Genomic DNA, 25,874 nt, shown 5'->3' with positions numbered 1-25,874 from the left:
CCCACAATTGTCGGGCCACAATAGCCCACCCGATGCCACCCATCTCCCCCGAAGAAACACCCCTCTCCCCGCCGCGCGCCAAGCCTGCGCGCGTCGGGCCTTTCGAGCCGCTGAAGCTGCCGGTCTTCCGCATGCTGTGGAGCACCTGGCTGCTGGCCAACGTCTGCATGTGGATGAACGACGTGGCGGCCGCGTGGATGATGACCACGCTGACCACCACGCCGATCTGGGTCGCGCTGGTGCAGTCGGCCTCCACGCTGCCGGTGTTCCTGCTGGGCCTGCCCAGCGGGGCGCTGGCCGACATCCTCGACCGGCGGCGCTGGCTGATGGCCACGCAGTTCTGGCTGGCGGGCGTGGCGGTGGTGCTGTGCATCGCGGTGGCGCTCGACATGATGAGCGCGCCGCTGCTGCTGGCGCTGACCTTCGCCAACGGGATCGGGCTGGCGCTGCGCTGGCCGGTGTTCGCGGCCATCGTGCCCGAGCTGGTGCCGCGGCCGCTGCTGCCGGCCGCGCTGGGGCTCAACGGCATCGCGATGAACGCCTCGCGCATCGTCGGCCCGCTGGTGGCCGGCGCGCTGATCGCCAGCGCGGGCACGCTGTGGGTCTTCGTGCTCAATGCCGTGATGTCGGTGGCCTCGGGCTTCATCGTGCTGCGCTGGCGGCGCGAGCACACGCCCAATCCGCTGGGCCGCGAGAAGCTGATCAGCGCGATGCGCGTGGGCGTGCAGTTCGTGCGCCAGTCGCTGCGCATGCGCGCGGTGCTGGTGCGCATCTCGATCTTCTTCCTGCACTCGACCGCGCTGCTGGCCCTGCTGCCGCTGCTGGCGCGCGGCCTCGAGGGCGGCGGCGCCGGCACCTTCACGCTGCTGCTCGCGGCCATGGGCTCGGGCGCGATCAGCGCGGTGCTGGTGATGCCGCGGCTGCGCCAGGCCTATGTGCGCGACCAGCTGGTGCTGCGCGGCGCGCTGCTGCAATCGGCCGCGACCGCGGTGATGGCGGTCGCGCCCAACACCTGGGTGGCGGTGCCGGCCATGTTCTTCGGCGGCGCGGCCTGGATCACGGTGGCGAACTCGCTGTCGGTGTCGGCGCAGCTCGCGCTGCCCGACTGGGTGCGCGCGCGCGGCATGTCGATGTTCCAGATGTCGATCATGGGCGCCAGCGCCTTCGGGGCGGCGCTCTGGGGCCAGATCGCCACCGTGAGCTCGCTGCAGGCCAGCCTGCTGATCGCGGCCGTCACCGGCGTGCTGATGATGGGCGCGGCACTGCGCTACGTGGTCGACGGCGGCGTCGACGACGACGTGAGCCCGGCCGCGCCGGGCTGGGCCGACGTGCCGCCGCATGCGCCGCCCGGCGAGGGGCGGCTGGTGATCATGGTCGAGTACCTGATCGATCCGGCGCGCGCCGCGGCCTTCCAGGAGGTGATGCAGCAGACGCGCCGCACGCGCCTGAGCGAGGGCGCGATCGGCTGGGAGCTGCTGCACGACATCGCCGAGCCGGGCCGCTACGTCGAGGAGATCGTCGACGAGTCCTGGACCGGCCACCTGCGCCGCTTCCACCGCGCCACCGCGGCCGACCTGGCGCTGCGCGAGCGCCGGCTGGCCTTCCACCTGGGCGACGGCCCGCCGGTGGTGAAGCGCTTCGTCGTCCGCCGCTGAGCACGCGCGCAGGGGCCTGCTGCGCCCCCGATCCCGCACCTGCGCTCCTCACCGCACCGGCGTGCGGCGCCGGTCCCCGATGCAGGCCCGGTGCGCTGCTGCATTCCATAAATTGACCACTCGTACAAGTATTGGGGCGGGCGGTGCACCGCTTCGAGTCGCCATACCCGGTCTGCACTCCTTTTTTCCCTGGGAGAATCCCGAATTTCCGGCCCGGCCTTTGCTCAGGGTTAGTCGCTACCCCTATTACTATTGACCACTCGGATAATTTTGATTCCCCACCCACAAGAGGAACGCCGCCCATGACGACACGCTTGCGCACGCGCTACTGGTCCGACCTGACCAGCGAAGAGTTTTCCCGCCTCGACCGCGAACGGCTGATCGCCGTGCTGCCCGTGGGCGCGACCGAGCAGCATGGGCCGCACCTGCCGATGTCGACCGACACCGCCACCATCGACGGCATGGTTCGGGCGACGATTCCCTACCTGCCCGACGACCTGCCGGTGCTGTTCCTGCCCACCGTGGCCTACGGCAAGAGCAACGAACACTCGCGCTACCCGGGCACGCTGACCGTGTCGGCCGCCACGCTGATCGCGCTGTGGAAGGACATCGGCGCCTGCGTGGCCAAGGCCGGCGTGCGCAAGCTGGTGCTCTACAACAGCCATGGCGGCCAGATGGGCGTGATGGACATCGTGGGGCGCGATCTGCGCGAGGAGCACGACATGATGGTCGTGTCCGCCAACTGGTACACGCTGGGCCTGCCCGAAGGCCTGTTCACCGCGCACGAAGGCCGGCATGGCGTGCATGCCGGCGACCTCGAGAGCTCGGTGATGCTGCACCTGACGCCCGACGACGTGCAGTCCGACAAGTTCCAGAACTTCCACTCGATGACGGAGGACCTGGCCCGCGAGAACAAATTCCTTTCGATCACGCCCACCGGCAAGCTCGGCTGGCAGATGCACGACATCAACCCCGCGGGCGCGGCCGGCGACGCCACGCGCGCCACCGCCGAGAAGGGCGCGGCCGTGCTCGACCACGTGGGCCGACGCTTCGTCGAGCTGCTGCAGGAGGTCGACCGCTTCCCGCTCTCGCGCCTGGACAACGTTCCCGCATGGCGCTGAGCATGGACGCATCCGCCACCCCCGCCGCCACGCCGCCGCTGGTCAGCCTGCGCAACGTCGGCAAGCGCTTCGCCAACGGCACGCTCGCGCTGCAGGGCATGACGCTCGACTGCGGCGAGCACGACTTCATCAGCTTCCTCGGCCCCTCGGGCTGCGGCAAGAGCACGGCCCTGCGGCTGATCGCCGGCCTCACGCGCGCGAGTTCGGGCGAACTGAACTGGTCGCGCGAGAACTCCAGCGGCAGCAAGAGCGACCGCGAACTGGGCTTCGTGTTCCAGGAGCCCACGCTCATGCCCTGGGCCAAGGTCTTCGACAACGTCTGGCTGCCGCTCAAGCTGGCCGGCATGAGCCGCGACGCGGCCGCGCCGGTGGTCGAGCAGGTGCTGGAGATGGTGGGCCTGTCGCGCTTCGCCGACGTCTATCCGCGCGAGCTCTCGGGCGGCATGAAGATGCGGGTGTCGATCGCGCGCGCGCTGGTCACCCATCCGCGCCTGCTGCTGATGGACGAGCCCTTCGCCGCGCTCGACGAGATGACCCGCATCAAGCTCAACAACGACCTGCTGGCGATCTGGCGCGAGCACCGCTTCTCGGTGATCTTCGTGACCCACAGCGTCTACGAGTCGGTCTATCTGTCGAACCGCATCGTCGTGATGGCGGCGCGCCCGGGCCGCGTGATCGACGAGATCCGCATCGACGAGCCCTACCCGCGCGGCGAAGCCTTCCGCACCTCGAGCCGCTACAACGCCCACTGCACCGCAGTGTCGCAATCCCTGCATGGAGCCCTGCATGGCATCGACATCGATCATTGAGCCCGGCGTGGCCCTCCAGGACGGCGACGCCACCTCCGCCGATGCGCTGCGCGCGCGCGACGAGCGCCTGCGCCGGCGCGAGCGCACGCTGCGCATCGTGGTGCCCATCGCCGTCGTGGCGCTGCTGCTGATCGTGTGGGAAGCGCTGGTGCGCATCAACAACGTGCCGCACTACATCATCCCCGCGCCCACGCTGATCCTCAGCACGCTGTTCGACAACTGGGGCACGCTGTCGAGCGCGCTGTGGTTCACGGTCAAGCTCACGTTGCTGGCGCTGCTCGCGGCCATCGTGGGCGGCGTGCTGCTGGCGATCGCCTTCGCGCTGTTCAAGTGGGTCGAGATCGGGTTGTTCCCGATCGCGGTGATCCTGCAGGTCACGCCGATCATCGCGATCGCGCCGCTGATCCTGATCTATGTGTCGAGCACCACCGCGGCCCTGCTGCTGTGTGCCTGGATCGTGGCCTTCTTCCCGATCCTGTCGAACACCGTGATCGGCCTCAAGAGCGCCGACAGCAACCTGCGCGACCTGTTCCAGCTCTACAAGGCCTCGCCCTGGCAGACCTTCCGCTACCTGCTCGCGCCCAGCGCGCTGCCCTACTTCATGGCGGGCCTGAAGATCGCGGGTGGCCTGAGCCTGATCGGCGCGGTGGTGGCCGAGTTCACGGCCGGCACCGCGGGCCGCGAGACCGGCCTGGCCTCGCGCATCCTCGAGTCCAGCTTCCGCACCGAGATCCCGATGATGTTCGCCGCGCTGCTGCTGGTGTCGCTGCTGGGCATCGTGATCTTCCTGGTGTTCGCGGCGCTGTCGCGGCTGGTGCTCGGCCATTGGCACGAGAGCGAGATGCGGAGGGAGCGATGAGCACCACGACCACCGTCGACTGGGCCGCGGTCCGCGCCGACCTGCAGGGCCTGAACCTGATCGACGCGCCGGGCCAGCGCCGGCAGCTCTCGCGCGACTTCTACTGGTACAGCCCGATCCTCACGGCGCAACTGGCCGACTGCCTGGCCGATCTGGTGGTCAAGGTCAGCACCGAGGACGACGTGCGCCAGGTCTGCGCGGTGGCCGCCAAGTGGAAGCTGCCGCTGACCGTGCGCGGCGGCGGCACCGGCAACTACGGCCAGTGCGTGCCGCTGCACAACGGTCTGGTGCTCGACGTCACGCAGATGTGCCGCGTGCTCGCCATCGACGACGGCCGGGTGCGGGTGCAGGCCGGCGCGCGCATGCACGACATCGAGCAGGCCGTGGCCGAGACCGGCCAGGCGCTGCGCATGTGGCCCTCGACCTGGCACGTGGCCTCGATCGGCGGCTTCATCTCGGGCGGCTTCGGCGGCATCGGCTCGGTGCGTCACGGCATCCTGCGCGACCCCGGCAACATGCTGCGCGCGCGCGTCATGACGGTGGAGCGCGAGCCGCGCATCATCGAACTGCAGGGCGACGAGATCCAGCAGGTGCAGCATGCCTTCGGCACCAACGGCGTGATCCTCGACGTCGAGGTCGCGCTGAGCCCGGCCATCGAATGGGTGCACTGCACCGCGCTGTTCGACAGCTACCGCGGCGCGCTCGACTTCAGCGTGGCCGCGAGCACGCCCGAGATCGACCTGTTCCTGCTGTCGACCGTCGAGGCGCGCTTCTCGCCCTACTACGTGCAGATGGGCGCGCTGTTCCCGCCCGACCGGCATGCGGCCTTCACCATGGTGGCGCCGGAATCCATGGAACGCTTCCGTGCGCTGGTGGCAGCCCACGGCGGCACCGTCTCGCTGGCCGGCACCGAGGCCGAACTGGTGGCGCGCGGCCTGCCGCCGGCCTACGAGTGCGCCTTCAACCACACGACGCTGCAGGCGCTCAAGGTCGACCGCAGCTGGACCTACCTGCAAGTCGCCTATGCACAGCCCTTCGACCCGGCCGTGGTCGACCGCCACCTCGCGCTGTTCGGCGACGAGGTGCTGCAGCACCACGACTTCGCGCGCGCCGGCGGCGCCTACGGCACCTTCGGCATCCTGCTGGTGCGCTGGAAGGACGAGGCCCACCAGTACGCCGTGATGCGCGAGATCGAGTCGCAGGGCGGCTGCCTGATCTTCAACCCGCACGTCTACACCATCGAGGACGGCGGCATGAAGGCCATCGACGACCAGCAGATCGAATTCAAGAAGCGCAGCGACCCGATGGGCCTGATGAACCCCGGCAAGACCCGCGGCTGGACCCCGGAGATGGCGCGCGACGCCTGAGCTTTTCTTCGTTCCCAAACACCCCACACAAGGCATTCCCATGCGACTCCAAACCCCCTTCATCGCACGCGCACTGCTGACGACGCTGCTCGCCGGCACGGCCTTCGCCGCCCTCGCGCAGGACAAGGTCGTGCTCGCCACCAACTGGCGCGCCCAGCCCGGCCACGGCGGCTTCTACCAGGCGCTGGCCGACGGCACCTACAAGAAGTTCGGCCTCGACGTCGAGATCCAGCAGGGCGGTCCGCAGGTCAACAACCGGCCGATGCTGCCGGCCGGCAAGATCGACTTCCTCATGACCGGCAACCTGCTGATGGCCTTCGACAACATCAAGCAGAAGGTGCCGACGGTGGTGGTCGCGGCCTACTTCCAGAAGGACCCGCAGGCCATCATCGCGCACCCGGGCCAGGGCTTCGAGAAGTTCGCCGACCTGGCCAAGGCCAAGACCGTGCTGCTCGCCAAGGACGGCCAGATCAGCTACTGGCAGTGGATGAAGAAGGCCTACGGCATGCGCGACGAGCAGGTGCGCCCCTACAACTACAGCCTGTCGCAGTTCCTGGCCGACAAGCAGTCGGTGCAGCAGGCCTATGCCACCTCGGAGCCCTTCGCGGTCGAGAAGCAGGCGGGCTTCAAGCCGGTGGTGCTGTCGCTGGCCGACGCGGGCTGGTCGACCTACGGCATGGTGATCGAGACGCGCCAGGACCTGGTCAAGAACAAGCCCGACCTGGTGCGCCGCTTCGTCGAGGCCACCAACATCGGCCACTACAACTACCTCTACGGCGACCGCAAGGCGGCCGACGCGATGATCCAGAAGATCAACCCGGACATCAGCGAGGACTACATCGAGAAGTCGATCCCGGTGCTGCGCGCGCACATGGACGTGGGCGATGCCCCCACCAAGGGCATCGGCGCCATCAGCGACGCGCGCATGAAGGACTTCTACGACAAGACCGTCGAGGCCGGCCTCTACAAGCCGACCGACTTCAACTACAAGGACGCCTACACCACCCAGTTCGTCAACAAGGGCACCGGGCTGGACATCCGCAAGGCGCTGGTCAAGTAGCCATGCTCGAACGCATCCTGACGGTGCGCGTCGCGCGCATCGCACGGCAGACGCCGGAGATCCTGTCCTTCGAGTTCACGCACCCGCTGGGCCGCGCCTTGCCGGCCTACCAGGCCGGCGCGCACATCGACGTGCACACGCCCGGCGGCTTCATGCGCCAGTACTCGCTGGCGCAGGACGGCGGCGATGCGCCGCCGCTGTCCTACCTGATCGGCGTCAAGCGCGAAGGCGCGAGCCGCGGCGGCTCGGCCGCGATGCACGAGCGCGTGCGCGAGGGCGACCTGGTGCCCATCAGCGCGCCGCGCAACACCTTCCCGGTGCAGGCCGCCGCGCGGCGCCACCTGCTGCTGGCCGGCGGCATCGGCATGACGCCGCTGCTGGCGATGGCGCAGTCGCTGGCGCGCAGCGGCGCCGACTTCACGCTGTGCCTGTTCGCGCGCAGCGAGGAGCACCTGGCCTTCGCCGAGGCGCTGCGCGCCCCCGCGCTCGCGCCGCATGTGCGGCTGCATCTCGACCGCGAGGGCGCGGCCCAGAAGATCGACCTGCGCGCGCTGCTGGCCGAGCCCGCGGCCGACACGCACCTCTACGTCTGCGGGCCCGCCGGCTTCATGGACGCGGTGCGCCAGGCCGCCGCCCACTGGCCCGAGGATGCGCTGCACGCCGAGTACTTCGCGGCGCCGGCCGATGCGGGTGGCGCGACCGGCAAGCCCTTCGTGCTGAAGCTCGCGCAGCGCGGCATCACGGTGCCGGTCGCGGCCGACCAGAGTGCGGTCGATGCGCTGCACGGGGTGGGCATCGACATCCCGGTCTCGTGCCAGCAGGGCCTGTGCGGCACCTGCGTGGTGCCGGGCGAAGGCGCGGGTGCCGAGCACCGCGACTTCTGCCTCACGCGCAGCGAGCGCAGCCACAAGATCGCGCTGTGCTGCGCGCGCGCCGTGGGCGAGGAACTGGTGCTCGACCTTTGATGCGGCACGGGCGCGAGCGCGCCCGTCTCTGGCACCATTCGCTTCACATGATCCCGCCGACCGACACCGCTCCCGCCGCCCCGGCCACCGACGAACCGGTCGCGCCGGAGGCCCCCGCCACGCGCGGGCGCTCGCGCAAGTACACGCAGGTGCTGGGCACCATCTACCAGGCGGCGATCGAGGTGTTCGCGAGCGAGGGCCTGACCGGCGCCTCGACCCAGGCCATCGCCGACAAGGCGGGGCTGTCGAAGGCCCAACTGCACTACTACATCGAGAGCAAGGAAGCGCTCTATCGCCAGGTGCTGCAGGACATCCTGACCGACTGGATCGGCGTGTTCGGTTTTGCCGACGAGGCCTTCGGCCCGCGCAAGGTGCTGGGCGACCTGATCCAGCGCAAGATGGCCTTCTCCTTCCAGCACCCGCTGCGCTCGCGCATCTTCACCGCCGAGATGATGCGCGGCGCGCCGGTGCTCAACGCGATGATGGCCACGAGCAAGCAGCGCACCGAGCAGGCCGCGGCCGTGATCCAGAACTGGATGAACCAGGGGCTGATGGACAAGTCCGATCCGCTGCTGGTGCTGTTCCACATCTGGGCCGTCACGCAGTTCTACGCCGACCACGCGACCCAGGTCGCCTACTTCCGCGGCGTGGCGCCGCAGGACGACGAGAAGGACCAGCGCTACCTGAATGCACAGGTGCTGGCCTTCCTCCTCAAGGGCGCGGGCGTCAGGTAGCGCGCGCGGGTAAGTACATGGTGGCTTCGACTTCCACCAGCACCTCGTCCCCCGGCAGGAAGCGCGACACCTCCACCACCGTGCTGACCGGCGGCTCGCCCGGATAGAACAGGCCGCGCACGCGGTTGTAGAAGGCGTAGTGCGGCAGGTGGCGGAAGTACTGCACCAGCTTCACCACGTCGTCCATCGTGCCGCCGTGCTCGGCCGCGAGCTGGCGGATGCGTTCCAGCACGAACCAGCTCTGCGCCACGATCGCGGCCTCGAACACGTCGACCGACATCTGTCCGGTGGCGTAGCCCAACGTGCCCAGCGCCTCGCGCGCCGCAGCGGGGATGTCGTCGTAGCCCGCGACCGCGCGGCGGATCGACGGGTCGACCGCCACCACGCCGCTCATGAAGACGAAGTCGCCGACGCGCTTGGCGGCCGCGTAGTTGGCCATCGGTTTGCCCATGCTCATGCCATGTTCTCCAGGGTGCGGCCCGCGCGGATGACGGTGCGGCGTCGGCCGCGGGGGTCCAGCAGTTCGTGTTCGTCGGTGGCCGCGAGCAGCAGCAGGTCGGCCGGGCAGCCCGCGGCGATGCGGCCGTCCCAGGCCAGGCCGAGCGCCCGTGCCGGGTTGAGGGTGATGGTGTCGAGCCAGTCGAGCGCGGGCGCCAGGTGCGCCACCTGCACGCCCAGGCCGAAGGTCTCGAGCAGGTCGTAGCCGCCGTAGGGGTAGAAGGCGTCCTGCACGTTGTCGGTCGCGAGGCTGGCGCGCACGCCATGCGTGGCCGCCTCGCGGATGCGCGTGATGCCGCGCGCCACCGGCGTGCGGTCCCAGGCGCCCTGCAGGTAGAGGTTGGTGGTCGGCAGCGCGATCAGGTGCAGGCCGGCCTTGGCGCACAGCGCGAGCGTGTGCGCCGCGTCGGCGTCGGGCTGCATCGCGAGCGAGCAGGCGTGGCCGCAGACCACCGGCAGGCCGGGGCCGTGGGCGATCGCCAGTTCGGCGATGGTGCGCAGGCCCGTGGCCTCGACGTCCAGCCCTTCGTCGACATGGAAGTCGAGCGCCAGGCCGTGCTGTTGCGCGAGTTCGAACACGCGGCCCAGCGTCTCGGTCAGGTTGGGGTTGCGGTAGACGAAGGCACCGAGCACGCCGCCGGCGCGCTTCACGTCCCGCGCGATGCGCTCGCCCGCCGCGGCATCGGCGAACACGTCGAGCGGCGTGAGCGAGACGAACTGCAGCGCGACGCGGCCTTCCCAGGCCTCGCGCAGGGCCTCGACCACGCCCAGCGCCACCGGCGCCTCGGGCTCAACCCAGTCGAGGTGCGTGCGCAGCGCGCGCGTGCCCGACTGCCAGGCTTCCTGCAGCGCGCGTTCCATGCGCGGGCGCAGGGTCTGGGCGGTCCAGCCCGCGCGGTGCGCGTTCATGCGGCGGATGGCGGTGAACAGGTCGCCCTGCGCGGCACCGACCTCCTGCACCGTGTAGTTCTTGTCCAGGTGCACATGGGCATCGACCGGCGCGCTGAGCAGCGTGCCGCGCGCGGCCGGCTGGCCCGGCGTGGGCGTGACCGAGGCCACGCGCGCGCCCTCGAGCACCACGTCGAAGACGTGCGATTCACCGGGGTCGAAGCCGCACAGGCGCGGCGGGATGCGGACGGCCTCGAGCCTCACGCCTTGGCACCGCCGTTCGGCAGGCTGCGCAGCCAGCCGAGGCCGGCCGAGGTGCCGCCGGCCACCGCGCCGCGCTCGGGCCGGTACTCGCAGCCGACCCAGCCCTCCCAGCCGCTCTGGGCCGACACCGCGTCGATCACGCCGAACAGGTAGCCGTAGTTCATCTCGCCCACATCGGGCTCGTGGCGCTCGGGCACGCCCGCGATCTGCAGGTGGCCGACGCGGCCCGTGGGCAGGTACTGGCGGATCTTCATCGCCACGTCGCCCTCGACGATCTGGCAGTGGTACAGGTCGAACTGCACCTTGAGCCGGGGCGAGCCGATGGCTTCGACGATGGCGTGCGCCTCGTCCTGCCGGTTGAGGAAGAAGCCCGGGATGTCGCGCGTGTTGATCGGCTCCATCAGCAGGTCGACGCCGGCCTTCTCGGCCTCGGCCGCGGCCCAGCGCAGGTTCGCGACATAGGTCGCCTTCGCGGTCTCGCGCGCCATGCCCGCGGGCAGCAGGCCGGCCATCACGTGCACGCGCGGGCAGTCGAGCGCGGCCGCGTAGTCGAGAGCGCGCGCGATGCCTTCGCGGAACTCGACCTCGCGGCCGGGCAGGCAGGCCAGGCCGCGCTCGCCGGCCTCCCAGTCGCCGGGCGGTGCGTTGAACAGCACCTGTTGCAGGCCGTTCGATTTCAGCCGCGCGGCGATCTCGGCCGCCGGGTAGGCGTAGGGAAACAGGTACTCGACGCCCTGGAAGCCATCCTGCGCGGCGGCTTCGAAGCGGTCGAGGAAATCGAGCTCGGGATAGAGCATCGAGAGGTTGGCGGCGAAGCGGGGCATGGCGTGTCTCGTGTCTGAAAAGGTTACCAGCGTGCGCCGAAGTGGCGGCGCAGTTCGTCGATCTGCGCGGCCGTGAGTTCGGCGGGCTTCGGGTCGGCGGACCCCCAGAGTTTCGCCGTTTCCTCGAGCTCTTCCAGCGTGGCCATCGCGGCGGCGGGGGTGTCGTGCCAGACGTTGGGACCGAGCCGCTCGAGCATCACGGCGCGGATCGGCGTGCCCTGCGCGCCGCGTTGTTCGATCGCCTGCGCCACGGCTTCGGCGGCCGCCTCGGCGCCGGGCCGGTGGTAGGGGATGACCGGCACATGGCCCACCTTCATCACGAAGTAGGGCGTGAGCGCGGGCAGCAGGTCCTCGTCTTCTGCGTGGGGCTGCAGCGTGAGCGCCACGCAGTGCGTGCTGTGGGTGTGGATCACGCAGCGCGTCTGCGCGTCGAAGCGCGTGGCGGCCGCGTAGATGCGTCGGTGCAGCGCGATGGTCTTGCTCGCGCGGTCGCCGCCGGTCTGCACGCCCTGCGCGTCGAGCCGGGCCAGCCGCGCGGGATCGAGGAAGCCCAGGCAGGCGTCGGTGGGCGTGATCAGGAAACCGTCGTCGAGCCGCACGCTGATGTTGCCCGCGGTGGCGTGCACGTAGCCGCGCGCGAACAGGCTGCGGCCGACGCGGCAGATCTCGTCGCGTGCCTCGCTTTCGGTCATTGAGAAACCTCCGTGCTACGCACTGCGGTGCGAGCTTGCTTGGGGCGGCCCGGCGCCGCGCTCATACCAGGGCCTTGAAGGCCTTGGTGAAGAAGTCCGCGCTGCCGAAGTTGCCCGACTTGAGCGCGATGTGCAGCGGCGCGGCCTCGGCCAGCGCATGGCACCAGGGCACGCCCGGATCGATCTGGGCGCCGATCTGCAGCTGCGCGATGCCCAGCGCCTGCACGCAGGCGCCCGAGGTTTCGCCGCCGGCCACCAGCAATTGGCGTACGCCGTGCTGCGCGACCAGGCCGCGCGCGATGGCCGCGAGCGCGCGCTCGACCATGGCGCCGGCCTCGTCCACGCCCAGCTTCGCCTGCACCGCCTTCACGGCCGAGGGCTCGGCGGTCGAATAGACCAGCACCGGTCCCTGCGCCAACAGCGGCGCGGCCCAGGCCAACGCCTGCGTCACCACGTCGTCGCCGGCCATGAGCCGCAACGGATCGATCGCGAAGGCCGGGCCACCGCCGTCGATGAAGTGCTTCACCTGCGCATTGGTCGCGAGCGAGCAGCTGCCCGACACCACGGCCCGCAGGCCGCCTGCGGGTGGCAGCGCGCTGGCACCGGCCGAGGGCGCGAGCCCGAAGTTGGCCGGCAGGCCGATCGCCACGCCCGAGCCAGCCGTGACCAGCGGCATGCCGGCCAGCGCCGGGCCCAGCCGCAGCAGGTCGTCGTTCGTGACCGCGTCGACGATGGCCACGCCCACGTCCTCGGCGCGCAGCACCGCGATGCGTTCGCGGATGGCGGCATCGCCCTGCGCCACCGTGCGGTGGTCGATCAGGCCGACCTTGCGGCGCGTCTGCGCCTGCATCACGCGCACCAGGTTGGCATCGGTCATGGGCGTGAGCGGATGGTCCTTCATGCCGCTGTCGCTGAGCAGCAGCTCGCCCACGAACAGGTGGCCCTTGAACACCGTACGGCCGTTGTCGGGGAAGGCCGGCGTGGCGATGGTGAAGGCGGTGTCGAGCGCGTCCATCAGCGCCTCGGTCACCGGCCCGATGTTGCCGGCCGCCGTGCTGTCGAAGGTCGAGCAGTACTTGAAGTAGATCTGCTGCGCGCCCTGGGCCTGCAGCCAGCGCAGCGCGGCCAGCGACTGGTCGATCGCCTGCTGCGCGGGGATGGTGCGCGACTTGAGTGCCACCACCACCGCATCGACCTCGACGGCCAGCGGACCCTCGGGCACGCCGATCACCTGCACCACGCGCATGCCGGCGCGCACGAGGTTGTTGGCGAGGTCGGTGGCACCGGTGAAATCGTCGGCGATGCAGCCGAGCTTCAGGACGGCGCCGCTCATGCGGCCTCCGCCAGCACATGCGTGCGCACGGCCTTGCGCACCACCCAGTCGCGCGTCAACGCATCGAAGGCGAGGAAGTGCGGCGACGCCAGGTGCGCCTGGATGGCGGCCGGGTCGTCGTACAGCTCGTAGAGGAAGAAGGCGCCCGGGTCCTGCGGGTCGCGGCACACGTCGAAGCGGCTGCAGCCGGGTTCGTCGCCGAGCGAACGCTGCGCGTTGTGCGCGATGGCTTCGGCAAAGGCCTCGGCCTGCGCGGGTTGGATCTGGAAGTCGACGAGCAGTGCGTGGGTCATGGATGCGTAGGTGTATGTCAGTCCAGGCTCAGCTTGGCCTTGGCGGCCAGCGTGGCGAATTTTCCCATCTCGGCCTTGATCTGGGTGTTCATTTGTTCAGGCGTGTTGCCCACCGGCTCGGCGCCCATCTCCAGCCATTGCTTCTTCATCTCGGGCGTGGCGAGGATGCGCGCCGAATCGGCGTACACCTTGTCGATCACCGCCTTGGGCGTGCCGGCCGGCGCCATGAGGCCGAACCAGGTCGCGATGTCGAAGCCGGTCAGCCCCGCTTCCGACAGGGTCGGCACCTCGGGCAGCGCCGACGAGCGCTTGGCCGTGGCCACCGCCAGTGGACGCAGCTTGCCGCCCTTGATCAACGGCAGGCAGGAGGCCACGGTGTCGAACATCATCGTGGTCTGGCCGCCCATCAGGTCGACCAGCGCCGGGCTGCTGCCCTTGTAGGCCACGTGCAGGATGTCGGTACCGGCCATGTCGTTGAACTGCTCGCCGATCAGGTGGTGCGCCGTGCCGGCGCCGGTGCTGCCGTAGCTGAGCCGGCCGGGCTGGGCCTTGGCCTGGGCGATGAGTTCGCTCACGTTCTTCGCCGGATTGGCGGTCGAGACGATCAGCACGTTGGGCACGATGGCCAGCACCGTGATCGGTGCCAGGTCCTTGCCGAAGTCGTAGGGCAGCTTCTTGTAGACCGACTGCGCGATCGAGTGGTGCACCGCGCCCATCAGCAGCGTGTAGCCGTCGGGTGCGGACTTGGCCACGTAGTCGGCGCCGAGCGTGAGGCCGGCGCCGGGCCGGTTCTCCACCACCACCGGCTGGCCCCAGGCCTCCGCGAGTTTCTGGCCGATGGCGCGCGCGATCTGGTCGGTGCTGCCGCCGGGCGGCGAAGGCACGACGATCTTCACCGGCTTGGTCGGCCAGGCCGTGGCCTGGGCTTGGGCGGCGAACGGAACGCCCAGGGTGGCGGCCGCGAGCAGGGTGGCTTTCAGGAAGCTTTTCATTTTTTGTCTCCGTCACTGTGGTTTGAAAAACGGGACGGCGGGCGAGGCCCGCCGGCAGCGTGCGCCTACACGGGGCGCAGTGCCGAGACCACCGCGCGTGTGATGTCGGCCGTGCCGTGCGTGCCGCCGAACTCCATCGGCCGCACCTGGCCGGAAGCGAACACCTGCTCGACCGCGCGCTCGATGAGCGCGGCGCCATCGGCCAGCGCACTGTCGCCGCTGCGATCGGCCAGCCACTCGAGCATCATGGCCGCCGACAGGAGCATCGCGGTCGGGTTGGCCTTGCCCTGGCCCGTGATGTCGGGCGCGGTGCCGTGCGCGGGCTGGAACAGCGCGTGCTTGTCGCCGATGTCGCCCGAGGGCGCCATGCCCATGCCGCCCACCAGCGCGGCGATCAGGTCCGAGAGGATGTCGCCGAACATGTTCTCGGTCACCAGCACGTCGTAGGTCCAGGGCTTCATCACCAGGTTGAGCGCCATCGCGTCGACGTAGCCGCTGTCGGCCGCCACGGCCGGATGGCGCGCCGCCACTTCCTCGAACACCTTGCGGAAGAAGGCCATCGAGGCGAAGACGTTGGCCTTGTCCACGTTGGTCACGCGGCCCGCACGGCCCAGGCGCTCGGCACGGCGTGCGGCCAGGCGGAAGGCGAACTCGCAGATGCGCGTGGTGCCGTGGCGCGTGATGCGCATGGTGTCGAACACCTCCTCGTCGCCGCGCACGTCGCCCCGGCCGCGCGCGTAGAACAGGCCTTCGGTGCTTTCGCGTACCAGCACCAGGTCGATGTGCTCGGCCTTGGGATGCGACAGCGGCGTGGGCAGGCCGCGGAAGGTGCGGATCGGGCGCACGCCGGCGTAGAGGTCGAAGTGCATGCGCAGGTCGAGCTGCGGAATGATCTCGGTGCCGTCGGCGCCGCGCACGTGCGGCAGGCCCATGGCGCCGAACAGGATGGCGTCGGCCGCCTCGCAGCTGCGCAGCGTGGCCTCGGGCAGCGCGACGCCGCTGTCGAGGTAGTGCTGCGCGCCGGCCGGCAGCCACTCGAGCGCCAGCGCACGGCCGATGCGCGGCTGCACGGCCTGCAGCACGGCCTCGGCCGCGTGCATGACTTCGGTGCCGATGCCGTCTCCGGGCAGGACGGCGATGCGGTAGTTCTTTTCCATGGAAAGGGTGCTCGTGTGTGAAGTGAAGAAGGGCGGGACCGGGCGGCCTACATCTGCTGCAGCCGGTAGTGCTCGAACAGCGCCAGCAGCTCGCGGCTCGCGCGCTGGCGGTGCGCGCGGTTCACCGCCGAGGCGCCGGCCGAATCGCCGGCACGCAGGCATTCGACGAGGGCCATGTGCTCCTGCGTCGAGTTCACCGGCTTGGGCCGCAGCCGCAGCGTGAACATGCGGGCACGGTGCGCGCGGTCCCAGTGGCTGAAGACCGCATCGGTCAGCAGGCGGTTGCCGGCCATCGTGACCAGCTGCGCATGGAAGGCCTCGTCGGCGCGAGCCCAGGCATCGAGGTCATCCCTGGCCAGCGCGCGCGCCATCGCCTGCGTCGCCTGCACCAGCGGCGCGAGCTCGGCGTCCGAAGGGCGGCGCGTCGCGACCCGCTCGACGGCCAGGCTCTCGAGCGCCGTGAGGATCTCGTAGATCTCGCGCATGTCGGTCGCCGACATCGGCAGCACGCGCATGCCGTGGCGCGGGATCACCTGCACCAGGCCTTCGCGTTCCAGCCGGATCAGCGCCTCGCGCACCGGCGTGCGGCTCAGGCCCAGCTCCAGCGCGATCTCCTGCTCCAGCGCCTGGTGGCCGGGCGGCCAGACGTTGTCGAGGATGCGGCGGCGCAGGCCCTCGTAGGCGAGGTCCTTGCGCGAGGACGAGGGCGTCGCTGCGTCCTGCGCGGATCGTGCGGCGCCGCGTGCTGCGGTGGGCTGGAGCTTGGGACGGGGCATGGAGGGCGATCGGCGATTAACGTATGGATTAATGTATACGTTGATTTGCGCAGACGGGCCTTGGGAAAACCCTGGCCCGGCGCGCGCCGGTGCGTCGCGCCAGGCGCTGGTGCGGCTCAGGCGCTGGCGCTGGCGCGTGCCCGGTGGCTCAGTCCCATCCGGCACGCCAGGTCGAAGGCGCTGGTCATGGCCGTGGCCTGCGCCGTGCCCTGGCCCACGATGTCGTAGGCCGTGCCGTGCGCGGGCGTGGTGACCGGGATCGGCAGGCCGCCCTCGACCGTCACGCCGATGTCGAAGCCCAGCAGCTTGGTCGCGATCTGGCCCTGGTCGTGGTACATCGTGACGATGCCGTCGAGGTCGCCGCGGCGGGCGCGCACGAAGATGGTGTCGGCCGGGTACGGGCCTAGCGCGGGGAAGCCCTGCGAGGCCGCGAGGCGGATGCCGGGCTCGATCACCTCGGCCTCCTCGCTGCCGTAGTTGCCGTTGTCTCCGTTGTGCGGATTGAGCCCGCACACGCCGATGCGCGGCTGCGCGGTGCCGGCCGCGCGCAGCGCGTCGCTCAGCATGCGGATCGCGCCGGCCACGCCTTCGGGCGTGAGCAGCGACGAGACTTCCTTGAGCGCCACGTGCGAGGTCACGCGCGCGGTCCACATCGGGCCCAGCACGTTGAACTCGCCGCAGGGGCCGCTGTAGTCGAGCAGCTTGGCGAACCAGCGCATCTCGTCTTCCTCGTGCATGCCGCCCATGCGCATCGCGCCCTTGTTGAGCGGCGCGAAGCACAGCGCGTCGGCCTGCCCGTCGGTGACCAGGCGCGTGCCCAGCGTCAGGCTGTCGAGGATGAAGCGGCCGTTGTCGGGGCTCGCGACCGAAGGCGCGAAGCGCGCGTCCTGGCCGGCCCATTCGACGAAGCGCAGGCGCTCGCCGGCCACCGGCAGCGGCACACCGGCCGCGCGCGCGCCGGCTTCGAGCGCCTCGCGGTTGCTGATCAGCTGGATGTCGGCCTTGGTGGCGGTGGCCGGGTCGGCCAGCAGCCGCGCGACGATTTCGGGGCCGATGCCGGCAGGGTCGCCGATGGCCAGTGCGATGCGGGGGAGTGTCATGGGGGGCTCAGTCCAGCTTGATGTTGCGTTGCTTGATCAGGGCGCCGAAGCGCTGGTAGTCGGCCGCCTGCAGCTGCACGAACTGCTCGCGCGTCAGCGTCGAGGGCGTGCCGCCCAGTGCGCGCAGCCGGGTCTGCACCTCGGGCAGCTGCAGGGATTTGTTGAATTCGCTCACCAGCCGGTCGAGCGCCGGCGCGGGCGTCTCGCTCGGCGTGTACATCACGTACCAGGTGCTCATCTCGGCGTTCTTCAGGCCCAGCTCGGCCAGTGTCGGCACGTCGGGCAGCTCGCTCGAGCGCTGCGGCGTGGTCACGGCCAGCGCGCGGAACTTGCCGGCCTTGATCAGCGCCATGGCCGAGGAGGTGGTGTCGAGCATCAGGTCGACCTGGCCCGCGAGGATGTCCGAATGCGCCTGCGAGCTGCCCTTGTAGGGCACGTGGACCATGCGGGTGTCGCTGGCGGCCATGAACAGCTCGCCCGCGATGTGCTGCACGCTGCCGATGCCCGAGGAGGCATAGCTGAGCTTGTCGGGCTTCGCCTTGATCTCGGCCAGCAGCGCGCGGAAGTCCTTGGCCGGGTTCTGCGCGTTGACGATCAGCACGTGCGGCACCATCACCACCATGCCGAGCGGCGTGAGCTGCTTGAGCGGATCGAAGCCCAGCTTCATCAGGTGCGGCGCGATCACCTGCGGCGAGTTGGTGGCCATCAGCAGCGTGTAGCCGTCGGCCGGCGCCTTCGAGGTCAGGTCGGCGGCGATGGTGTTGGCCGCGCCGGGGCGGTTGTCGACGATGATCGACTGGCCCAGGCCCTGGCCCATCTTCTCGGCGAAGATGCGCGCCACCACGTCGGTGCCGCCGCCGGCCGAGGCGCCGACGTTGATGCGCAGCGGCTTGTTCGGAAAGGCCGCGGCCTGGGCGTGCGCCGCCAGCGGGACGGCGGCGGCGAACGCGAGAAGCGCGAGCGCGCGGGCGAAGGCGTGGGTCATGTGGGATGTCTCCTGTAGTGCGCGCACTGTAGGAGAGGCCGCGCGCCGCGGCCATCGCTCATTGCGCGACTCAGGATTCGCGGTTTGCGAATTCACCCGGGCACAGCATCGCGGCCACGGTCATTGCCGCCGAGGACATCGCGGCGGCCGGCTGGTGGCACAGCGTGAAGCGCCGCGCGGCCCAGTCGTCGTCGATGCGCAGCCGCCTGAAGGCCTGGCCGCCCGCGAAGCTCTGCGCCACCGCCTGCGGCATCAGGCCGATGCCGATGCCCTGCGCGATCATGGCCGTCATGCTGTCGAAGCTGCCCACGTGGATGCGCATGCGCAGGCTGTGCTGCGCCTCAGAGGCCATGCGCGCCAGCGTGGTCGAGATGGCCGAGCCCTGCGTGAGGCCGATCACGTCGTAGGGCAGGAAATCCTCCAGCCGCACGCTGCGCCGCGCGGCCAGCGCATGGCTGGCGTGCACCACCAGCACCAGCCGGTCCTCGTGGTAGTGCAGGGCCGGCAGCGCCAGGCCGCCCTGCGTGCTCTCGTAGATGCCCAGGTCGACCACGCCGCGGCTCACGGCCTGCAGCACGCCCTGGCTGTTGATCTCCTGCAGGTCGATCTTGATGCCGGGGTAGGCCGCGTGGCAGCGCTGCAGGTCCTGCGGCATGAACTGCAGCACGGCCGAGGTGCAGGCCGCGATGCGCACCACGCCCTTGTCGCCGTGGCGGAAGGCCTGCGCGTCGTCCTGCATGCGCGACACCGCATGCGCCACGCTGCGCGCATGGGCCAGCAGGGTGCGGCCCGCGTCGGTCAGCGCCATGCCGTGCGGGAGGCGCTGGAACAGCGGCACGCCGAACTGGGCTTCGAGTTCCTTCATGCGGCGCGAGGCCGCGGCCGGCGCCAGCGCGATGCGCTCGGCGGCGCGCGTGATGCTGCCGGACTCGGCCGTGGCGATGAACAGCCGCACCGTGGTCAGGTCGAAGTGCACCCGGCCGGGCACCGTGTCCGGCGGGGCGGCCGAGGCCGCGGGCTTCGCGGCGCGCGTGTTCACTGCTTCGTCGCGCCGGGCAGCGTGATGCCCGGGAAGATCTTGATCACCGCGCTGTCGTCTTCCTTGGCGAAGCCGGCGGTCGAGGCCTGCATGAACATCTGGTGCGCGGTCGAGGCCAGCGGCAGCGGAAACTTGCTCGCGCGCGCCGTGTCGAGCACCAGGCCCAGGTCCTTGACGAAGATGTCGACCGCCGACAGCGGCGTGTAGTCGGCCGCCAGCACGTGGGCCATGCGGTTCTCGAACATCCAGCTGTTGCCCGCGCTGTGCGTGATGACCTCGTACAGCGCCGCCGCATCCACGCCTTCGCGCAGGCCCAGCGCCATCGCCTCGGCCGCCGCGGCGATGTGCACGCCGGCCAGTAGCTGGTTGATGATCTTGACCTTGCTGCCCGCGCCCGCGCTGTCGCCCAGCCGGTAGACCTTGCCCGCCATCGCGTCGAGCACCGCGCCGGCCCGTGCATAGGCCTCGGGCCTGGCGGCCGACATCACGGTCATCTGGCCGCTCGCGGCCTTGGCCGCGCCGCCGGAGATCGGCGCGTCGATGTAGTGCAGGCCGGTGGCGTTCAGGCGCTGTTCGAGCGCCACCGACCAGTTCGGGTCGACGGTCGAGCACATGACGAAGGTGCTGCCGGTCCGCATCGTGGCGGCGGCGCCGTGCTCGCCGAAGAGCACGGCCTCGGTCTGCGCGGCGTTGACCACCACGCTCACGACGACGTCGCAGGCCGCGCCGACGTCGGCCGGCGTGGCATGGGCGACGCCGCCGCCCTCGGCGAAGGCCTCGGCCGCGCCGGGCCGCACGTCGCAGACGTGCACTTCGTATCCGTTGCTGCGCAGCGTCTGCGCGATGCCCAGGCCCATGGCGCCCAGGCCGATCAATCCGACAGTGTTCATGGCAATGCCCGCAGGCGTGCTGGTTCAGGAGGGCCTGACCATACCCCGATGCCGCGCGCGCACCAACGGGACAAGCCCGTGGGCGACGGGGTCAGCGCAGCGTGAGCTTGGCGGCGCGAACAATGCTGGCCGCATCGACGCCGAAGAAGTCGCGCAGCGCGGCGCGGGTGTCGCTGCGGCCGAAGCCGTCGGTGCCCAGCGTGAGGTAGCGACGGCCTTCGGGCAGGAAGGCGCGCACGCTCTCGGGCACGGCGCGCACGTAGTCGGTGGCGGCCACGATCGGCGTCTTGGCCTTGCCCAGCTGCTGGGCGATGAAGGCGGTGCCGGCCTCTTCCCCGTTCAATGCCCGCGTCTGGCAGGCCGCGCCGTCGCGCGCGAGTTCGCTCCAGCTGGTGACGCTGATCACCTCGGCCGCGATGCCCTCGGCCTCGAGCTGCTGCGCGGCCTTGACCACCTCGGTCAGGATCGCGCCCGAGCCCATCAGCGTGACCTGGGGCTTCTTCGGCTTCGATGCCGCGTCGCGCCAGCCCTCGTAGCGCCAGCAGCCGCGCAGGATGTGTTCCGCGGCCTCGACCGGCACGTCGGGCTGCGCGTAGTTCTCGTTCATCAGCGTGACGTAGTAGAAGACGTCGCGCTGCTCGACCATCATCTCCTGGATGCCGGCATCGACGATCACCGCCATCTCGCCCGCGAAGCCCGGGTCGTAAGCCTTGCAGTTGGGGATGGTCGCGGCCACCAGGTGGCTGCTGCCGTCCTGGTGCTGCAGGCCTTCGCCGCCCAGCGTGGTGCGGCCCGAGGTCGCGCCCAGCAGGAAGCCGCGCGCGCGCTGGTCGGCCGCGGCCCAGATCGCATCGCCCACGCGCTGGAAGCCGAACATCGAGTAGTAGATGTAGAAGGGCAGCATCGCCAGCCCGTGCACGCTGTAGCTGGTGGCCGCGGCGGTCCAGCTCGCGATGGCGCCGGCCTCGCTGATGCCTTCTTCCAGGATCTGGCCGTCGGTGGCTTCGCGGTAGCTCAGGATCGAGTCGATGTCCTCGGGCGCATAGCGCTGGCCCACGCTGGAATAGATGCCGACCTGCTTGAACAGGTTGGCCATGCCGAAGGTGCGCGCCTCGTCGGCCACGATGGGCACCACGCGCGGGCCCAGGGCCTTGTCTTTCAGCAGGTTGCCCAGCATGCGCACGAAGGCCATGGTGGTGCTCATCTCCTTGCCGTGGGCGGCCAGCGCGAACTGCGCATAGGCGGCGAGTTCGGGCTTGGGCACGACCGCGCAGTCGGTCTCGCGCCGGGGCATCGCGCCGCCCAGTGCGTCGCGGTGCGCCTTGAGGTAGCGCATCTCGGCGCTGTCCTCGGCGGGCTTGTAGAAGGTCAGCGAGGTGGCCTGCTCGTCGGACAGCGGCAGGTCGAAGCGGTTGCGGAAACCGATCAGGTCCGCGCTCTCGAACTTCTTGTGCGAGTGCGTGGTCATCTTGCCCTGGCCCGCGGCGCCCATGCCGTAGCCCTTCTTGGTGTGGGCCAGGATGACGGTGGGCTGGCCCTTGTGGGCGGCCGCCGCGGCGTAGGCCGCGTGGATCTTCACCAGGTCGTGGCCGCCGCGCTTGAGGCGGTCGATCTGCTCGTCGGTCATGCCTTGCGCGAGCTTCTTCAGCTCCTCGTTCTGGCCGAAGAAGGAGTCGCGGTTGAAGCGGCCGTCCTTGGCCGCGAAGGTCTGCATCTGGCCGTCGACCGTGTGGGCGAAGGCGCGCGCCAGGGCGCCGGTGGTGTCGCGCGCGAACAGGCCGTCCCAGTCGCTGCCCCAGACCAGCTTGATCACGTTCCAGCCCGCGCCCGCGAACAGCTTCTCCAGCTCGTCGACGATGCGGCCGTTGCCGCGCACCGGGCCGTCCAGGCGCTGCAGGTTGCAGTTGACCACCCAGGCCAGGTTGTCGAGCTTCTCGCGCGCGGCCAGCGTGAGCGCGCTCATCGATTCGGGCTCGTCCATCTCGCCGTCGCCGAACACGCCCCAGACCTTGCGCTGGCTGCAGTCCTGCAGCTGGCGGTCGCTCAGGTAGCGCATGAAGCGCGCGTGGTAGATCGAGCTGATCGGGCCGATCCCCATCGAGCCGGTGGGGAACTGCCAGAAATCGGGCATCAGGTAGGGATGCGGGTAGCTCGACAGGCCGCGCGCGCCGCTGCCCTGGGTGAAGGCGGGCGCGGTGAGTTCCTGGCGGTAGTGCAGCAGGTCGTCTTCGCCGAGCCGGCCTTCGAGGTAGGCGCGGGCGTAGACGCCCGGCGCGCTGTGCGGCTGGAAGAACACCAGGTCGCCGCCATGCCCTTCGTTGCGCGCATGGAAGAAATGGTTGAAGCCGACTTCGAACAGATCGGCCGCGCTCGCATAGCTCGCGATGTGGCCGCCGAGTTCGCCGTAGGCCTGGTTGGCGCGCACCACCATCGCCAGCGCGTTCCAGCGCATCAGCGAGCCCAGGCGTTCCTCGATCGCGAGGTCGCCGGGGAAGGCGGGCTGGGCGTCGACGCCGATGGTGTTGACGTAGGGCGTCGAGAGTTCCGGCTTCCAGCCGATGCGCTGCTGGCTGGCGACCTGGGCCAGCGCATCGAGCATCTGGCGCGCGCGCTCGGGCCCCTGCGCCTGGGCCAGCGCCGTCAGCGCATCGCGCCATTCGGCGGTTTCCTGCGGGTCGGGATCGTGGGCGTCGGGGGTCATCAGGGCGTGCAACTGCGAGGCGGAAATCGGTGCATTCATAGCAGGCACTTTAGGATGCTACGCGCCGCATGAGCTGCCGTGAAGAGCGGTTGTTCGCATGGCTGGCCGCATAAAATGCCGAAAAAATACGAGGCAACGGCATTTCATGAAACTCGATCCCATGGATCTGCGCATCCTCGACGAACTGCAGCGCGATGGTTCGCTGTCCAACGTCGAACTGGCGCGGCGCGTGCACCTTTCGCCCTCGCCCTGCCTGGCGCGCGTGAAGGCGCTGGAGGCGGCCGGCGTGATCGACCGCTATGTGGCGCTGGCGAGCGCCCAGGCGCTGGGCCTGGGGCTCAATGTGTTCATCTCGATCAGTCTGCGTACCCAGGGCAAGGAGTCGCTGGCCGACTTCGAGCGGCGCATCGCCGAGCACGACGAGGTGATGGAGTGCTACCTCATGACCGGCGACCGCGACTACCTGATCCGGGTCGCGGTCGCCGACATGGCGGCGCTGGAGAAGTTCATCATGGAACAGCTCACGCCGATTCCCGGCATCGAGAAGATCCGCTCGAGCTTTGCGCTCAAGCAGGTGCGCTACAAGACCGCGTTGCCGCTGCCCTGAAGCGCACGCCGCATCAGGCCGTCAGGCCTTCTTCTTCGCGCCCAGCGAAGGCTGGACGGGGTCGGCCGTGAGGTAGCCGACGGCCGCGCCGAAGCGGTCCTTGTAGTTGGCGCGCACCAGCGGGTCCAGCGTGGGCTGCACCTTGGCATGCAGGCCGCTCCAGTCGCCCGCGTGCTGGAAGTTGCTCATGATGTAGGTCCAGCCGTTGAGCTCGTCCACCGCGTGCAGGCCGGTCGACTCGCCACCCGCGGGGATCGACATCAGGCGCGACAGCTTCTTGGTGTCGACGTTGTACGCCCACAGGAAGTTGTTGACGTGGCTGCTGCTGTCCTCGCCGATGAACAGCGTGCGCATCTTTTCCGAGAACTTGAGGTTGTCGGGGTTGCCGACCTTGTCGGGGTTCGAAGTGTTGCCCAGCGCGTCGGCCGGCACGTCTTCGCCGACCAGCAGCGCGTGCGTCTTGGTGGGCACCCATTCGCTGGCGATCGCCGCGCCGTCGGTGTCCTTCTGGCTGCCGGCCAGGTCGTGCGCCATCACGCCGCCGGCCGCGAGCTTCTTGGGCAGCGCGATGTTGGTCGCGGCCGTCCAGCCCTTGCCGCCCTGGATCATCGAGTCCTGGATGTTCTGCAGCGCCGAGTACGCCACCTTGTCCTTGATGTTGACGGTGGTGCCTTCCATCTTGGTGAAGGCCATGCTGGCGTTCTTGAGGTTGGCGTAGCGGTGGGTCTCGAGGAAGGCCGCGGCCTTCTCCATGCCCGGCTTCAGGCGCACCCAGTTGGCCTTGCCGTCGGCATACAGCAGCGTGAAGGTGTTGTCGACCGGCGTGGCGGGGGTCAGCGGCACCGCGTCGGCCGAGCCGTTCTGCACCGCATAGACGATGTCCATGATGTCCGAGGTCTTGAGCGTGTTGGCCAGCTTCTCGATCTCGGCGCTGGTGGCGTGGCCCAGCTTGATCCAGCTCATCTTGGTGGCCGCGGCCGCCGGGTCGATGGAGTAGCCCGCGTCGTAGCGCGCCACGTAGAGCGTGCCGGCCGAGAGGTCCTTCTCCTTGTCGGCGACGAACATGAAGAAGCCGCCGTTGGTGTAGTCGTCGCCCATGATGGCGGTGCGGTTGTCGGGCATGACCTGGATCAGCTCGTGCGAGATCCGGCCCATGCAGTAGTGCTTCTTCACGCTGCCGGTGCCGTCCGGGTTGACCGTGATTTCGGGCAGGTGGCCGTAGTGGTACGGGTTGGCGATGGTCTCGCTGCCGAACACGTTCTTGCTGTAGGCCTTGAACTGCGCATTGCCGGTCGCGATGTTGGCATCGGGCTCGTACTCTTCGCTCGACAGGTGGGTGTTCCACGGCGACAGGCTGGCGCCGCAGGTGATCCACAGGCCGTGTGCGGGCGAGGTGTCGACGTTGTGGTACTTGACCAGGCTCAGCTTGCCGGTGGTCTGGTCCTGGTCGAGCGTGAGCACGGCGATCGGCGAAGGCAGGCGGCCGTAGGTGTCGTTGCCGGCCTGGTCGCGCGTGTTGTATTCGAACTGCACCACGGCGAACAGGGCCTTGCCCTTGATGCCGGGCACGGTCGGGTTCGCCAGCGCGAGCAGCGAGGTGCCGTCGGGCGAATCGGAGAAGAACTGGCGCTCCTTGCCCGGCACCGAGGCGTCGATGATGGGCTGGTTGTAGATGTCCACATAGCCGCCCGCGAGCACCGTGCCGCCCTTGCCGTCGGGCACCTGGTCGCCGGTGACGAAGAAGGGGCGGTAGGCCAGCTTGAACTCGGCGGCGCTGCCGTCGTCGTAGGCGATCTTGAGCGTCGAGCCGACGCTGGTGGTCGCCATCGCGGCCGGATCGCTCAGCGTGGGCGCGGCCATGCCGTTGAAGGTCGCCGACACGTAGTTGGCCGCGGCCGGCGGCGTGACGGGAGGCGTGACCGGGGGCGTGACGGTGTTGTCGTTGCCGCCGCCGCAAGCGGTCAGGAAAGCGACACCGCCCAGGGGCAGCATCGGCGCGGCGGAGAACAGCTTGAGGGCCTGGCGGCGCGAGGCGCGGAAATCAACGGGTTCGGACATGGCGATGTTCTTTGAGGTCGTGGGGTGAATCGACGCGACGGCCCCAGCATTTCCCTCGGCCGTCGCACGCCACCGGACCTTAGGCAACGCCCATGACATGGCCATGCCGTGGGCATGACAGAACGGTGACAAGTGCGACGTTCAAGCGCCGCGCGCGGCGTGTGAGTTCAAGACCAGGGACACCGCGGAACCGGCTCCGCCGGGCCG

24 protein-coding genes are annotated in these 25,874 nt (G+C 69.9%); 9 read left to right on the top strand and 15 right to left on the bottom strand.

Annotation, left to right across the window (positions count from 1 at the left end; all coding sequences use genetic code 11):
- Positions 1 to 32: 32 nt before the first annotated feature.
- The 8 genes from QTI20_RS26370 to QTI20_RS26335 all read left to right on the top strand — a co-directional run bounded on the left by QTI20_RS26370 (position 33) and on the right by QTI20_RS26335 (position 8,570).
- Positions 33 to 1,655, top strand: coding sequence for an MFS transporter (locus tag QTI20_RS26370; protein WP_183028697.1), 1,623 nt, complete (start codon positions 33 to 35; stop codon positions 1,653 to 1,655).
- Positions 1,656 to 1,957: 302 nt separating this feature from the next.
- Positions 1,958 to 2,776, top strand: a complete 819-nt coding sequence (locus QTI20_RS26365; RefSeq protein WP_183028698.1) for a creatininase family protein — start codon at positions 1,958 to 1,960, stop codon at positions 2,774 to 2,776.
- 2 nt (positions 2,777 to 2,778) lie between these two features.
- Positions 2,779 to 3,585 (top strand): ABC transporter ATP-binding protein, encoded by an 807-nt coding sequence (locus tag QTI20_RS26360; protein ID WP_286555440.1) that lies wholly within the window; start codon positions 2,779 to 2,781, stop codon positions 3,583 to 3,585.
- On the top strand, positions 3,563 to 4,444 hold the full coding sequence (locus QTI20_RS26355; RefSeq protein WP_286555442.1) for an ABC transporter permease: 882 nt from the start codon (positions 3,563 to 3,565) through the stop codon (positions 4,442 to 4,444). Before QTI20_RS26360 ends, QTI20_RS26355 begins: the two co-directional genes overlap by 23 nt.
- Entirely contained in the window at positions 4,441 to 5,811 is a 1,371-nt protein-coding gene (locus QTI20_RS26350) for an FAD-binding oxidoreductase (protein WP_286555443.1), read from the top strand. Before QTI20_RS26355 ends, QTI20_RS26350 begins: the two co-directional genes overlap by 4 nt.
- A gap of 40 nt (positions 5,812 to 5,851) precedes the next feature.
- Positions 5,852 to 6,871, top strand: a complete 1,020-nt coding sequence (locus QTI20_RS26345; RefSeq protein WP_286555445.1) for an ABC transporter substrate-binding protein — start codon at positions 5,852 to 5,854, stop codon at positions 6,869 to 6,871.
- A 2-nt stretch (positions 6,872 to 6,873) separates the two neighbouring features.
- Entirely contained in the window at positions 6,874 to 7,836 is a 963-nt protein-coding gene (locus tag QTI20_RS26340; RefSeq protein WP_286555447.1) for a PDR/VanB family oxidoreductase, read from the top strand.
- Between the two features lie 47 nt (positions 7,837 to 7,883).
- Positions 7,884 to 8,570 (top strand): TetR family transcriptional regulator C-terminal domain-containing protein, encoded by a 687-nt coding sequence (locus QTI20_RS26335; protein WP_286555448.1) that lies wholly within the window; start codon positions 7,884 to 7,886, stop codon positions 8,568 to 8,570.
- Here the strand turns inward: QTI20_RS26335 and QTI20_RS26330 are convergent.
- The 14 genes from QTI20_RS26330 to mdeB all read right to left on the bottom strand — a co-directional run bounded on the left by QTI20_RS26330 (position 8,563) and on the right by mdeB (position 23,041).
- On the bottom strand, positions 8,563 to 9,027 hold the full coding sequence (locus QTI20_RS26330) for a RidA family protein (RefSeq protein ID WP_286555449.1): 465 nt from the start codon (positions 9,025 to 9,027) through the stop codon (positions 8,563 to 8,565). The genes QTI20_RS26335 and QTI20_RS26330 overlap by 8 nt on opposite strands.
- Positions 9,024 to 10,220: an amidohydrolase family protein gene (locus tag QTI20_RS26325; protein WP_286555450.1), complete on the bottom strand. Its 1,197-nt coding sequence runs from the start codon at positions 10,218 to 10,220 to the stop codon at positions 9,024 to 9,026. The genes QTI20_RS26330 and QTI20_RS26325 overlap by 4 nt, the downstream gene beginning before the upstream one ends.
- On the bottom strand, positions 10,217 to 11,044 hold the full coding sequence (gene otnI, locus QTI20_RS26320) for a 2-oxo-tetronate isomerase (RefSeq protein ID WP_286555451.1): 828 nt from the start codon (positions 11,042 to 11,044) through the stop codon (positions 10,217 to 10,219). The genes QTI20_RS26325 and otnI overlap by 4 nt, the downstream gene beginning before the upstream one ends.
- 23 nt (positions 11,045 to 11,067) lie before the next feature.
- Positions 11,068 to 11,736 (bottom strand): class II aldolase/adducin family protein, encoded by a 669-nt coding sequence (locus QTI20_RS26315; RefSeq protein WP_286555452.1) that lies wholly within the window; start codon positions 11,734 to 11,736, stop codon positions 11,068 to 11,070.
- Between the two features lie 61 nt (positions 11,737 to 11,797).
- Positions 11,798 to 13,069, bottom strand: coding sequence for a 3-oxo-tetronate kinase (otnK, locus tag QTI20_RS26310; protein ID WP_286555453.1), 1,272 nt, complete (start codon positions 13,067 to 13,069; stop codon positions 11,798 to 11,800).
- Positions 13,066 to 13,362: a putative quinol monooxygenase gene (locus tag QTI20_RS26305; protein ID WP_286555455.1), complete on the bottom strand. Its 297-nt coding sequence runs from the start codon at positions 13,360 to 13,362 to the stop codon at positions 13,066 to 13,068. The genes otnK and QTI20_RS26305 overlap by 4 nt, the downstream gene beginning before the upstream one ends.
- A 17-nt stretch (positions 13,363 to 13,379) precedes the next feature.
- Positions 13,380 to 14,354 carry a Bug family tripartite tricarboxylate transporter substrate binding protein gene (locus QTI20_RS26300; protein ID WP_286555457.1) on the bottom strand — a complete coding sequence of 325 codons (975 nt, stop codon included), beginning with the start codon at positions 14,352 to 14,354 and terminating at the stop codon, positions 13,380 to 13,382.
- Positions 14,355 to 14,419: 65 nt separating this feature from the next.
- Entirely contained in the window at positions 14,420 to 15,511 is a 1,092-nt protein-coding gene (locus QTI20_RS26295) for an isocitrate/isopropylmalate dehydrogenase family protein (RefSeq protein ID WP_286555459.1), read from the bottom strand.
- A 47-nt stretch (positions 15,512 to 15,558) separates the two neighbouring features.
- A complete protein-coding gene (locus QTI20_RS26290) occupies positions 15,559 to 16,287 on the bottom strand; it encodes a GntR family transcriptional regulator (protein WP_286555460.1) in 729 nt (242 codons plus the stop codon).
- Between the two features lie 116 nt (positions 16,288 to 16,403).
- Positions 16,404 to 17,387, bottom strand: a complete 984-nt coding sequence (locus QTI20_RS26285) for a 4-hydroxythreonine-4-phosphate dehydrogenase PdxA (protein WP_286555461.1) — start codon at positions 17,385 to 17,387, stop codon at positions 16,404 to 16,406.
- 7 nt (positions 17,388 to 17,394) lie between these two features.
- Positions 17,395 to 18,372 carry a Bug family tripartite tricarboxylate transporter substrate binding protein gene (locus QTI20_RS26280; RefSeq protein ID WP_286555462.1) on the bottom strand — a complete coding sequence of 326 codons (978 nt, stop codon included), beginning with the start codon at positions 18,370 to 18,372 and terminating at the stop codon, positions 17,395 to 17,397.
- 70 nt (positions 18,373 to 18,442) lie between these two features.
- Positions 18,443 to 19,411 carry a LysR family transcriptional regulator gene (locus QTI20_RS26275; protein ID WP_286555464.1) on the bottom strand — a complete coding sequence of 323 codons (969 nt, stop codon included), beginning with the start codon at positions 19,409 to 19,411 and terminating at the stop codon, positions 18,443 to 18,445.
- Entirely contained in the window at positions 19,408 to 20,301 is an 894-nt protein-coding gene (gene ltnD / locus QTI20_RS26270) for an L-threonate dehydrogenase (RefSeq protein WP_286555465.1), read from the bottom strand. Before ltnD ends, QTI20_RS26275 begins: the two co-directional genes overlap by 4 nt.
- 91 nt (positions 20,302 to 20,392) lie before the next feature.
- The gene (mdeB, locus tag QTI20_RS26265; RefSeq protein WP_286555467.1) at positions 20,393 to 23,041 is read right to left on the bottom strand and encodes an alpha-ketoglutarate dehydrogenase; all 2,649 of its coding nucleotides are present in this window, start codon (positions 23,039 to 23,041) and stop codon (positions 20,393 to 20,395) included.
- 106 nt (positions 23,042 to 23,147) lie between these two features.
- Here mdeB and QTI20_RS26260 point away from each other — a divergent pair, with 106 nt between their 5' ends.
- Positions 23,148 to 23,609, top strand: coding sequence for an Lrp/AsnC family transcriptional regulator (locus QTI20_RS26260; protein WP_219215195.1), 462 nt, complete (start codon positions 23,148 to 23,150; stop codon positions 23,607 to 23,609).
- 21 nt (positions 23,610 to 23,630) lie between these two features.
- Here the strand turns inward: QTI20_RS26260 and QTI20_RS26255 are convergent, their stop codons facing one another.
- A complete protein-coding gene (locus QTI20_RS26255) occupies positions 23,631 to 25,667 on the bottom strand; it encodes a PhoX family protein (protein WP_286555472.1) in 2,037 nt (678 codons plus the stop codon).
- Positions 25,668 to 25,874: the final 207 nt, after the last annotated feature.

This window comes from Variovorax sp. J2P1-31, assembly GCF_030317215.1.
Lineage (GTDB): Bacteria > Pseudomonadota > Gammaproteobacteria > Burkholderiales > Burkholderiaceae_C > Variovorax.
This window is presented reverse-complemented; position numbering and strand designations above follow the sequence as displayed.

Bases quoted from the DNA above. Each gene is read 5' to 3' on its own strand.
- QTI20_RS26280 (WP_286555462.1), bottom strand. From the start codon at position 18,372: ATGACCCACGCCTTCGCCCGCGCGCTCGCGCTTCTCGCGTTCGCCGCC.
- QTI20_RS26360 (WP_286555440.1), top strand. From the start codon at position 2,779: ATGGACGCATCCGCCACCCCCGCCGCCACGCCGCCGCTGGTCAGCCTG.
- QTI20_RS26335 (WP_286555448.1), top strand. From the start codon at position 7,884: ATGATCCCGCCGACCGACACCGCTCCCGCCGCCCCGGCCACCGACGAA.
- ltnD (WP_286555465.1), bottom strand. From the start codon at position 20,301: ATGAACACTGTCGGATTGATCGGCCTGGGCGCCATGGGCCTGGGCATC.
- QTI20_RS26330 (WP_286555449.1), bottom strand. From the start codon at position 9,027: ATGAGCATGGGCAAACCGATGGCCAACTACGCGGCCGCCAAGCGCGTC.
- QTI20_RS26355 (WP_286555442.1), top strand. From the start codon at position 3,563: ATGGCATCGACATCGATCATTGAGCCCGGCGTGGCCCTCCAGGACGGC.
- QTI20_RS26370 (WP_183028697.1), top strand. From the start codon at position 33: ATGCCACCCATCTCCCCCGAAGAAACACCCCTCTCCCCGCCGCGCGCC.
- QTI20_RS26350 (WP_286555443.1), top strand. From the start codon at position 4,441: ATGAGCACCACGACCACCGTCGACTGGGCCGCGGTCCGCGCCGACCTG.
- QTI20_RS26295 (WP_286555459.1), bottom strand. From the start codon at position 15,511: ATGGAAAAGAACTACCGCATCGCCGTCCTGCCCGGAGACGGCATCGGC.
- QTI20_RS26340 (WP_286555447.1), top strand. From the start codon at position 6,874: ATGCTCGAACGCATCCTGACGGTGCGCGTCGCGCGCATCGCACGGCAG.
- otnK (WP_286555453.1), bottom strand. From the start codon at position 13,069: ATGAGCGGCGCCGTCCTGAAGCTCGGCTGCATCGCCGACGATTTCACC.
- QTI20_RS26290 (WP_286555460.1), bottom strand. From the start codon at position 16,287: ATGCCCCGTCCCAAGCTCCAGCCCACCGCAGCACGCGGCGCCGCACGA.
- QTI20_RS26285 (WP_286555461.1), bottom strand. From the start codon at position 17,387: ATGACACTCCCCCGCATCGCACTGGCCATCGGCGACCCTGCCGGCATC.
- QTI20_RS26305 (WP_286555455.1), bottom strand. From the start codon at position 13,362: ATGACCCACGCACTGCTCGTCGACTTCCAGATCCAACCCGCGCAGGCC.
- QTI20_RS26345 (WP_286555445.1), top strand. From the start codon at position 5,852: ATGCGACTCCAAACCCCCTTCATCGCACGCGCACTGCTGACGACGCTG.
- QTI20_RS26300 (WP_286555457.1), bottom strand. From the start codon at position 14,354: ATGAAAAGCTTCCTGAAAGCCACCCTGCTCGCGGCCGCCACCCTGGGC.
- mdeB (WP_286555467.1), bottom strand. From the start codon at position 23,041: ATGAATGCACCGATTTCCGCCTCGCAGTTGCACGCCCTGATGACCCCC.
- otnI (WP_286555451.1), bottom strand. From the start codon at position 11,044: ATGCCCCGCTTCGCCGCCAACCTCTCGATGCTCTATCCCGAGCTCGAT.
- QTI20_RS26365 (WP_183028698.1), top strand. From the start codon at position 1,958: ATGACGACACGCTTGCGCACGCGCTACTGGTCCGACCTGACCAGCGAA.
- QTI20_RS26260 (WP_219215195.1), top strand. From the start codon at position 23,148: ATGAAACTCGATCCCATGGATCTGCGCATCCTCGACGAACTGCAGCGC.
- QTI20_RS26315 (WP_286555452.1), bottom strand. From the start codon at position 11,736: ATGACCGAAAGCGAGGCACGCGACGAGATCTGCCGCGTCGGCCGCAGC.
- QTI20_RS26255 (WP_286555472.1), bottom strand. From the start codon at position 25,667: ATGTCCGAACCCGTTGATTTCCGCGCCTCGCGCCGCCAGGCCCTCAAG.